Source organism: Pseudomonas sp. FYR_5 (genome assembly GCF_043106315.1).
GTDB classification, from domain to species: domain Bacteria; phylum Pseudomonadota; class Gammaproteobacteria; order Pseudomonadales; family Pseudomonadaceae; genus Aquipseudomonas; species Aquipseudomonas putida_Y.
In genome coordinates this window covers 1-9,448 of the sequence record NZ_JBICMK010000006.1, presented here as the reverse complement: position 1 = coordinate 9,448, position 9,448 = coordinate 1, and the positions used below count along the sequence as shown (strand labels likewise).

General features: G+C 59.9%; 8 protein-coding genes. 7 read left to right on the top strand and 1 reads right to left on the bottom strand.

Annotation, left to right across the window (positions count from 1 at the left end; genetic code table 11):
* Nucleotides 1-136: 136 nt before the first annotated feature.
* The gene (gene norR, locus ACF8RA_RS00390; RefSeq protein WP_176685508.1) at nucleotides 137-1,693 is read right to left on the bottom strand and encodes a nitric oxide reductase transcriptional regulator NorR; all 1,557 of its coding nucleotides are present in this window, start codon (nucleotides 1,691-1,693) and stop codon (nucleotides 137-139) included.
* A 154-nt stretch (nucleotides 1,694-1,847) separates the two neighbouring features.
* Here norR and hmpA point away from each other — a divergent pair, with 154 nt between their 5' ends.
* The 7 genes from hmpA (at nucleotide 1,848) to cyoE (ending at nucleotide 9,366) form a co-directional block, all read left to right on the top strand.
* On the top strand, nucleotides 1,848-3,026 hold the full coding sequence (gene hmpA / locus ACF8RA_RS00385; protein ID WP_176685509.1) for an NO-inducible flavohemoprotein: 1,179 nt from the start codon (nucleotides 1,848-1,850) through the stop codon (nucleotides 3,024-3,026).
* A gap of 452 nt (nucleotides 3,027-3,478) precedes the next feature.
* Entirely contained in the window at nucleotides 3,479-3,985 is a 507-nt protein-coding gene (locus ACF8RA_RS00380; protein ID WP_176685510.1) for a disulfide bond formation protein B, read from the top strand.
* A gap of 559 nt (nucleotides 3,986-4,544) precedes the next feature.
* Complete coding sequence (cyoA, locus tag ACF8RA_RS00375; protein ID WP_176685511.1) at nucleotides 4,545-5,486, top strand: ubiquinol oxidase subunit II; 942 nt, start codon at nucleotides 4,545-4,547, stop codon at nucleotides 5,484-5,486.
* A 3-nt stretch (nucleotides 5,487-5,489) separates the two neighbouring features.
* Entirely contained in the window at nucleotides 5,490-7,508 is a 2,019-nt protein-coding gene (gene cyoB, locus ACF8RA_RS00370; protein ID WP_010952047.1) for a cytochrome o ubiquinol oxidase subunit I, read from the top strand.
* A gap of 3 nt (nucleotides 7,509-7,511) precedes the next feature.
* Nucleotides 7,512-8,135 (top strand): cytochrome o ubiquinol oxidase subunit III, encoded by a 624-nt coding sequence (gene cyoC / locus ACF8RA_RS00365; protein WP_019436939.1) that lies wholly within the window; start codon nucleotides 7,512-7,514, stop codon nucleotides 8,133-8,135.
* On the top strand, nucleotides 8,135-8,467 hold the full coding sequence (cyoD, locus tag ACF8RA_RS00360) for a cytochrome o ubiquinol oxidase subunit IV (RefSeq protein ID WP_003248599.1): 333 nt from the start codon (nucleotides 8,135-8,137) through the stop codon (nucleotides 8,465-8,467). The genes cyoC and cyoD overlap by 1 nt, the downstream gene beginning before the upstream one ends.
* Before the next feature lie 11 nt (nucleotides 8,468-8,478).
* On the top strand, nucleotides 8,479-9,366 hold the full coding sequence (cyoE, locus tag ACF8RA_RS00355; RefSeq protein WP_003248596.1) for a heme o synthase: 888 nt from the start codon (nucleotides 8,479-8,481) through the stop codon (nucleotides 9,364-9,366).
* The last annotated feature ends 82 nt before the right edge of the window (nucleotides 9,367-9,448 follow it).

The window sequence follows — 9,448 nt, the reverse complement described above, 5'->3', positions numbered from 1 at the left end:
GACGTAACAGAGCCCTCTCAGGGTTTTTACGCACAGCCTCGACCAGGCAGTCGACAAACGGGTGGTTAGGGAGATATAGCAGCCGGTGGGGAAGCAACCAGATGGCTTTCTGGGTTAATCCTTTGGTAGAAAAGCCTCAGCGAAGCCCAAGCCTGCGGGCCAAACGGCTCAGGTTTGCGCGGTCCAGACCGAGTTCGCGGGCCGCTGCTGCCCAGTTGTCCTGATGCCGCTGCAGGCAGGCTTCGATCACCTGTCGCTGGTAAATATCGACGGCTTCACGTAAGCCGCCTTCAGGCGGGGTGACCACTTGCAGCGGTGCAGCGGGGGAGGGCAGCGTGCCTGGCGTCGCTGCCGACACGCGCAGGTCCAGGTCGATGGCGTCTAGGGTGAGGATACGTGGCCGGTCAGGGTGCTGGCCCAGCGCCTTGAGGGCCGAGCGGCCGATCAGGTGTTCCAGTTCGCGCACATTGCCTGGCCAGTCGTAGTCGATCAACGCGGCTTGGGCCTCATGGCTCAGGCGCAGGCTGTTCAGGCCCAGCCGTGAACGGTTCTGTTCGAGGAAGTAGCCCGCCAATAGCAGCACGTCTCGCCCACGTTCGCGCAACGGTGGCACGTGCAGCGGGTATACGCTGAGGCGGTGATAGAAGTCGGCGCGGAAGTTGCCCGTACGCACCTCGGCAGCCAGGTCGCGGTTGGTCGCTGCGATCAGACGCACGTCGACCCGGTGCTCGCGGTCCGAACCCAGGCGCTGCAGTTGGCCGCTTTGTAGCACGCGTAACAGCTTCGCCTGCACCGTCAGCGGCAGTTCGCCCACTTCGTCGAGGAACAGTGTTCCGCCGTTGGCCAGCTCGAACTTGCCGCGGCGCTCGCCATGCGCACCGGTGAAGGCGCCGCGCACATGGCCGAACAGTTCGCTTTCCACCAAGGTGTCGGGCAGGGCGGCACAGTTGAGGCTGATCAGCGGCTTGTCGGAGCGGCTACTGGCCTGGTGCAGGGCCTGGGCCACCAGCTCCTTGCCGACGCCGGTCTCGCCGGTAATCAGCACGGTCAGGTCGCTGCTGCCGACCAGACGAATTTCTTCCACAAGGCGTTTGTGCGCGGGGCTCTGGCCAATCAGCTCTCTATTCTGGCTGCTGGCCTGGCGGTAGAGCTCGGCGCGATGGTGCTCGTTTTCGGCGCGCAGGGCCAGGTGCTCGATACGCTCGGCCACGGTAACGGTGGCGGCCGCCAGGCTGGCAAAAGCCTGCAGGGCATCCAGTTCCAGGCTCTGGAACTGCCCGGGGGTGAGGGCGTCGAGGGTGAGCAGGCCCCATGGGCGCTCATCGACCATCAACGGGCAGCCCATGCAGTCGTGCACTTCGAGGTCCGCATCGGGGGCGTGGACCAAACCATCGTAGGGGTCGGGCAGTTCGGAATCGCTGGCGAAACGGGTGGGCTCCGGGCGGCTGAGCAGTATCTGGAAACGCGGGTGTTCGCTGACCCGAAAGCGCCGGCCGAGGGTGTCGGGGCTAAGGCCATCCACTGCCAGCGGTACCAGCCATTCGCCATCCAGTCGCAGCAGTGCTGCGGCATCGCACGGCAGCAGGCCACGCATGGCTTGCAACAGGCGGCGGTAGCGTTCCTGGTCGGGCAAATCGCGGGACAGGTCGCTGACCAGAGGCAGCAGGGCGGTGAGCAGTGGCTTTGTAGTCATATGGACTCCTATGGGTCGATATGACTATACGCGGGGGTGGGTCGTTTTGACATTACCTGCATCAAGCCCCTGATTTTGCTGGCGTTAAAAGTTGGCACGATTGCTGTAATGGCATGGGCAGTCATTTGAAGCCACAGGCTCAGGAGTTGTTGCAATGCTCAATGCCGAACAACGTGCAATCATCAAGGCCACTGTACCCCTGCTGGAAAGCGGCGGCGAAGCACTGACCACCCACTTCTACAAGATGATGCTCAGCGAGTACCCCGAGGTACGGCCGCTGTTCAACCAGGCCCACCAGGCCAGCGGCGATCAGCCGCGTGCGCTGGCTAACGGCGTGTTGATGTATGCCCGCCATATCGACCAACTGGAGCAACTGGGCGGCCTGGTCGGGCAGATCATCAACAAGCATGTTGCCCTGCAGATTCTGCCGCAGCACTACCCGATTGTCGGAAGCTGCCTGCTGCGCGCCATCGAAGAAGTGCTGGGCAAGGACATTGCCACCCCTGCGGTGATCGACGCCTGGGGCGCGGCCTATGGCCAGCTGGCCGACATTCTGATTGGCGCTGAAGAAAACCTTTATAAAGAGAAGGAAGAGGCCGAGGGTGGCTGGCGCGGTACACGTGAATTCCGCCTGGTACGCCGTGAGCAGGAAAGCAGCGAGATCGTTTCGTTCTACTTCGCCCCGGTGGACGGCATGCCGGTGCTCAAGGCAGAACCTGGCCAGTACATCGGCCTGAAGCTTGACATTGACGGTGCCGAGCAGCGCCGTAACTATTCCCTGTCGGCGCTGTGCGACGGCAAGGAATACCGCATTAGCGTCAAGCGCGAGGCGGGCGGCAAGGTCTCCAGCTACCTGCACGATGAGCTGGTGGTGGGCGATACCCTGCAACTGTTCCCGCCTGCGGGGGACTTTACCCTGGCAGCCAGCGACAAGCCGCTGGTGCTGATCAGTGGAGGGGTGGGCATTACCCCGACCCTGGCAATGCTGCAGGCAGCACTGCAAACCCGGCGCGAGGTGCATTTCATCCACTGTGCGCGTAACGGTGCGGTGCATGCCTTCCGCGACTGGATCGATGGCTTGGCGGCGCGTCATCCACAGCTCAAGCGCTTCTACTGCTATGCCGAGCCGGAAGGGGGCGCTGCAGCCGATGCGGTGGGTTTGCTGAGTGAAGATCTACTGGCAGAGTGGCTGCCGCGGGAACGTGACGTGGATGCCTACTTCCTCGGGCCCAAGGGCTTCATGGCGGCGGTCAAGCGTCAGTTGAAGGGCTTGGGCGTGCCGGAGCAGCAGAGCCGCTACGAGTTCTTCGGGCCGGCGGCAGCGCTGGAGTGATGTAGCGCCTGTGCCGGCCTCTTCGCGGGCAAGCCCGCTCCCACAGGTATTGCACCGGTCTTGAATGTGGTGCCGTCTGTAGGAGCGGGTTTACCCGCGAAAGGGCCGGTACAGGCCTATAGAGTACTCGTCCCCCGCTGCAGCACACCTCTCTGCCTATATATAAAGAAGAGATGAAAACACCTGCGCAGCTTTCATCCTTAATCGTCCTTTAATCACGTTATCCTTCACTCCCGGGTGTCGAGGGGCTTGCCCCTGCGCGGCACCTGGGCAGCCGTTTTTTGCCGCCTGGCGTTGAACCGACGTCGTTGCGGCCGGTCTCAGCCACACCGGATAGTCCTGCGCAGTGCTATCGCACCGCTTCCTCGGCACGCTCACAGGCCCTGCCCAGCGTGTAGACTTGCGCCCAGGCAGGCGGACCACGCTGCCACTATCCATCGAAGGAACCGGCAATGAACGAACAAACATCGCGCCTGAATCGGGAACGGCGCTTTCTGGTGCTGTTGGGCCTGATCTGCCTCTCGCTGATCGGCGGTGCCCTCTACATGCAAGTGGTGCTGGGCGAGGCACCTTGCCCGTTGTGCATCCTGCAACGTTATGCACTGCTGTTCATTGCCGTGTTTGCCTTCATCGCGGCGGCGATGCCCGGGCGCCGCAGCCTGACCTTCTTCGAAGCGCTGGTGGTGATCAGTGCAATTGGCGGAATCGTTGCGGCCGGCAACCATGTGTATATACTCGCCAACCCCATGGTCAGTTGCGGTATCGATACCTTGCAGCCGATCGTGGATGACCTGCCACTGGCAAAGCTGTGGCCACTGGCATTTCAGGTCGACGGCTTCTGCAGCACGCCCTACCCGCCGATCCTCGGTCTGTCGCTGGCGCAATGGGCACTTGTGGCGTTCGTGCTGACCGCCGTCCTGGTTCCGCTCGGTATCTACCGCAACCGACGCCAGGTTTAGACAAAAGTCCCGAATTGCATGGGGTCTTTTGCACCGCATGAGGAGAGGGAAAAGTTGCGCACCGCTTGATCCAGATCAATCCCTAAGCCTTGCAGAATGCGGCTTTGAGGCCTGGCAAGCGGGGTGCGACAAACTGTCGCGAAGTTGAATTCTTGAGCATCATTGTTACGGATTCTGTAAAAGACTGTTGCTCAATAAGTCATAGTCAAGGGTTGGCGACCTATCTACAATCGCCCCCAATTTCCGTTCGGCACTGCTTGCGAGTCGCAGGATTGAAGGAAGCCTCAGCGCTCCTTTTTGCTGACTTCGTCAAGTTTCGCCCAACGGCGATACCGGGCGGACACCCCTCCGCGTTTTCCCGCACCAAATGGACTTGGTCTGAAGTACAGGCCTGTTGCCTACGAAACCATAAGCACCGCTAACCCGCTTGAAGCCAAGGTCCTGCAGTCGGACCCCAGGCAGGAGTGAGTACGGGCGCGAAATGCCTCACTTGGCAGGACGAAGTGTTGGCTACCAAAACACAAATTGCATTGAAGCAAGCTGATCTAGAGGTCGTGAGATGAGTAAAAAGCGTTACCCCAGACTGTTTGGCATATTGCCCTTTTTAGGCATGCTTTTACTCAGTGGGTGCAACTGGACCCTGCTCGACCCGAAGGGCCAGGTCGGCATTGAGCAAAAGAACCTGATCCTGATCGCTACCGGCCTGATGCTGCTGGTGGTAATTCCTGTCATCATCATGACCCTGGCGTTCGCCTGGAAGTACCGTGCTTCCAACAAGGCAGCCACCTACACCCCTGACTGGTCGCACTCGACCAAGATCGAGGCCGCGGTGTGGATCATCCCGATCCTGATCATCATCGCCCTGGGTTACGTCACCTACCACTCCACCCACAAGCTGGACCCTTATCGTCCGCTGGATTCGGACGTGAAGCCGGTTCAGATCGACGTGGTCGCGCTGGATTGGAAGTGGCTGTTCATCTACCCGGAGCAGGGCATTGCCACGGTCAACAAGATCGTCTTCCCGGCTAATACCCCGGTCAACTTCCGCGTCACTTCCGACGCCGTGATGAACTCGTTCTTCATCCCGGGCCTGGGCGGCCAGATCTACGCCATGGCCGGCATGACCACCAAGCTGCACCTGATCGCCAACGAAAATGGCGAATTCGACGGTATCAGCGCCAACTACAGCGGTGCTGGCTTCACCGGCATGAAATTCAAGGCTACTGCCACCTCTCAGGAAGACTTCGACAAGTGGGTCGCTGAAGTCAAGCAGTCGCCGAAGAAGCTGGACAAGGCCGAATATGCCGCCTTGGCCAAACCAAGCGAAAACAACCCGGTCGCGCTGTACAGCGAGGCTTCGCCTGAGCAGTTCCAGCTGATCGTCGACAAGTACGAAGGCATGAACCGCGGTCGTAGCCACGAAGAAGCAGGCAGCACAGATCTGGCCACAACCAAGGGTGTGGAATCGAGTATGCAACCAGCTGCCGGTGCAGAGGAGTAAGAGATGTTCGGTAAACTAAGCCTGGAGGCGATACCCTATCACGAGCCGATAGTCATGGTGACGCTTGCCATGATCGCGCTCGGCGGTATCGCTGTCGTCGGTCTTATCACCTATTTCCGCAAGTGGACCTACTTGTGGAGCGAGTGGCTGACTACTGTCGACCACAAAAAGATCGGCGTGATGTACATCATCGTCGCGATGGTCATGCTGCTGCGCGGCTTCGCCGACGCCATCATGATGCGTACCCAGCTGGCTGCCGCAACCGGCGGCTCCGAAGGCTACCTGCCGCCTGAACACTATGACCAGATCTTCACCGCTCACGGTGTGATCATGATCATCTTCATGGCGATGCCGTTCTTCACCGGCCTGATGAACCTGGCGGTTCCTCTGCAGATCGGTGCACGTGACGTTGCCTTCCCGTTCCTGAACTCCCTGAGCTTCTACCTGCTGCTGGCAGGCGTGCTGCTGGTCAACATCTCGCTGGGCGTTGGTGAATTCGCCAAGACCGGCTGGGTTGCCTATCCGCCGCTCGCGGGCATTCAGTACAGCCCTGGGGTGGGTGTCGACTACTACATCTGGGCGCTACAGCTATCCGGATTGGGTACGACACTTACCGGCGTGAACTTCCTCGTCACCGTGATGAAGATGCGCGCACCTGGCATGAAGCTGATGGACATGCCGATCTTCACCTGGACCTGCACCTGGGCCAACGTACTGATCGTCGCTTCGTTCCCGATCCTGACTGCTGCACTCGCTCTGCTGACTGTTGACCGTTATCTGGACTTCCACATCTTCACCAACGAGCTTGGTGGGAACCCGATGATGTACGTCAACCTGTTCTGGGCGTGGGGTCACCCTGAGGTTTACATCCTGATCCTGCCGGCCTTCGGCGTGTTCTCGGAAGTAACTTCGACGTTCTCTGGCAAACGCCTGTTCGGCCACCACTCGATGATTTACGCATCGGGCGCGATCGCCATCCTCGGCTTTGCTGTATGGCTGCACCACTTCTTCACCATGGGTGCCGGCGCCAGCGTCAACACCTTCTTCGGCCTGGCGACGATGCTGATCTCCATTCCGACCGGTGTGAAGCTGTTCAACTGGCTGTTCACCATGTACCAAGGCCGTGTGCGCTTCACCGCACCGATGCTCTGGACCCTGGGCTTCATGGTCACCTTCTCCATCGGTGGCATGACCGGCGTACTGCTGGCTGTTCCGGGTGCTGACTTCGTCCTGCACAACAGCCTGTTCGTAATTGCGCACTTCCACAACGTGATCATCGGTGGCGCGGTATTCGGCTACATCGCCGGTTTCGCCTTCTGGTTCCCGAAAGCCTTCGGCTTCACCCTGAACGAGAAGTGGGGCAAAGCTGCCTTCTGGTTCTGGCTGTCGGGCTTCTACGTTGCGTTCATGCCGCTGTACGCCCTGGGCTTCATGGGCATGACCCGTCGTCTGAACCACTCCGACAACCCACTGTGGGAACCCTACCTGTACGTAGCCGTTGTCGGCGCCGTGCTGATCCTGTTCGGTATCGCTTGCCAGCTGATCCAGATCGTCGTTTCGGTCCGCGACCGCAACCAGAACCTGGACGTGACCGGCGACCCATGGGGCGGCCGTACCCTGGAATGGTCGACTTCTTCGCCACCTCCGTTCTACAACTTCGCTCACATGCCTGAGAAAGTTGGCCTGGACTGCTGGCACGAAGCCAAGGAAGCAGGCGTTGCGTACAAGGCTCCGGCCAAGTACGAAGCCATTCACATGCCGAGCAACACCGCTACCGGTCTGTTCATGGGCCTGTTCCTGACCGTCTTCGGCTTCGCCTTCATCTGGCACATCTGGTGGCTGGTTGGCGCGAGCCTGGTTGCAACCATCGCTGTCTTCGTTCGCCACGCTGCACGTGACGACCAGGGCTACATGGTTCCGGCCGAAGAAGTGGCGCGCATCGAAGGCGAGCGTATGAAAGCGCTGGCCAAAGCAGGTGCTCTGCCTGCCGGCGCACGTGTCGAATCGTTTGAGCGGGTGTAATCAATGTCCAGTCAAGTAATGCACGGCGCTGCTCATGGTCACGACCATGGGCACGACGACCACCACCACGACTCGGGCCAGATGACCGTACTGGGCTTCTGGCTGTACCTGATGACCGACTGCATCCTGTTTGCGTCGCTCTTCGCCACCTACGCGGTGCTGTCCGGCAGTTTTGCCGGCGGCCCGTCGGGTCATGACATCTTCCAGCTCGATTTCGTAGCTGTTGAAACGCTGCTCCTGCTGCTGTCCTCGATCACCTTCGGCTTCGCCATGCTGAAGATGTTCGATGGCAAGAAAGCTGGCGTACTGGGCTGGTTGGCTGTGACCTTCCTGTTCGGTGCAGGCTTCATCGCGATGGAAATCTATGAGTTCCATCACCTGATCAGCGAGGGCTTCGGCCCGCAGCGCAGTGGCTTCCTGTCGGGCTTCTTCGCCCTGGTAGGTACCCACGGTCTGCACGTGACTGCTGGTCTGATCTGGATGGCAATCATGATGTACCAGATCAACAAGCACGGCATCACGCCGACCGCCAAGACCCGCATGAGCTGCCTGAGCCTGTTCTGGCACTTCCTGGACGTGGTCTGGATCTGCGTATTCACCGTCGTTTACCTGCTGGGGGTTCTGTAATGGCTAACGCACACGACACTCATCACGAAGGTAATCACGGCAGCGTCAAGTCGTACATGATCGGTTTTGTACTGTCGATCATCCTGACTGCGATCCCGTTCGGCCTGGCCATGACCGCCAGCCTGCCGAAGAACCTGACCGTTCTGATCATTGTTGCCATGGCCGTGATCCAGGTGGTTGTTCACCTGGTTTACTTCCTGCACATGGACCGCTCGAAAGAGCAACGCAACAACGTTTCGACGTTCCTGTTCACCACCTTGGTGATCGCTCTGCTTGTCGGCCTGTCGCTGTGGATCATGTTCAGCATCCACTTCGAAATGTTGGCCAAGTGAGGTAAGACTGCATGTCCGTTAAGCACTTTATCCAAATCACCAAACCGGGGATCATTTTCGGTAACGTGCTTTCCGTGGCAGGCGGTTTCTTCCTTGCCTCGAAGGGCCATGTGGATTTCGCCCTGTTCCTGGCGGTGGTGATCGGTACTTCTCTGGTGGTTGCGTCCGGATGCGTGTTCAACAACTGCATCGACCGTGACATCGACCACAAGATGGAGCGCACCAAGAACCGTGTCATGGTTCAGGGCGGCATGTCGCTGCCCCTCGCGCTGATCTACGCCACCCTGCTCGGGGTGGCGGGTTTCAGCCTGCTGTATGTCCAGGCCAACCCGCTGTCTGCGTTCTGCGCACTGATTGGCTTTGTCGTCTACGTCGGTTTCTACAGCCTGTGGCTGAAGCGTAAGTCGGTGCACGGCACCTTGGTCGGCAGCCTGTCGGGTGCCATGCCTCCGGTGATCGGCTACTGCGCCGTGAGCAACAGCTTCGACCTGGCTGCGGTAACCCTGCTGGTGATGTTCAGCCTTTGGCAAATGCCGCACAGCTTTGCCATCGCGATCTTCCGCTTCAAGGATTACAGCGCTGCCAACATTCCGGTTCTGCCGGTGGCACGTGGCATCCTCGCGGCGAAAAAGCAGATCGTGCTGTACGTGCTGGCCTTCGTGCTCGCCACCCTGATGCTTACCCTCGGCGGTTACGCCGGCCTCGGCTACCTGGCCGTGGCAGCAGCCATGGGCCTGTACTGGCTGTACATGGCCTGGGGTGGTTACAAGGCCGAGGACGACAGCAAGTGGGCCCGCAAGGTGTTCGGCTTCTCCATCCTCACCGTTACTGCCCTGAGCGTGATGATGGGTGTGGACAGCCAGACTGCTGCGGACGTGCTGATGACCTACGCTCGCTGAAACTGCTGCCTGTTTCACGAAAACCCCGGCCTCTGCGCCGGGGTTTTTTTTTTTTTTGGTGTTTTTCCTGGGCTGGCCTCTT

Bases quoted from the DNA above. Each gene is read 5' to 3' on its own strand.
- cyoB (WP_010952047.1), top strand. From the start codon at position 5,490: ATGTTCGGTAAACTAAGCCTGGAGGCGATACCCTATCACGAGCCGATA.
- cyoE (WP_003248596.1), top strand. From the start codon at position 8,479: ATGTCCGTTAAGCACTTTATCCAAATCACCAAACCGGGGATCATTTTC.
- cyoC (WP_019436939.1), top strand. From the start codon at position 7,512: ATGTCCAGTCAAGTAATGCACGGCGCTGCTCATGGTCACGACCATGGG.
- cyoA (WP_176685511.1), top strand. From the start codon at position 4,545: ATGAGTAAAAAGCGTTACCCCAGACTGTTTGGCATATTGCCCTTTTTA.
- norR (WP_176685508.1), bottom strand. From the start codon at position 1,693: ATGACTACAAAGCCACTGCTCACCGCCCTGCTGCCTCTGGTCAGCGAC.
- ACF8RA_RS00380 (WP_176685510.1), top strand. From the start codon at position 3,479: ATGAACGAACAAACATCGCGCCTGAATCGGGAACGGCGCTTTCTGGTG.
- cyoD (WP_003248599.1), top strand. From the start codon at position 8,135: ATGGCTAACGCACACGACACTCATCACGAAGGTAATCACGGCAGCGTC.
- hmpA (WP_176685509.1), top strand. From the start codon at position 1,848: ATGCTCAATGCCGAACAACGTGCAATCATCAAGGCCACTGTACCCCTG.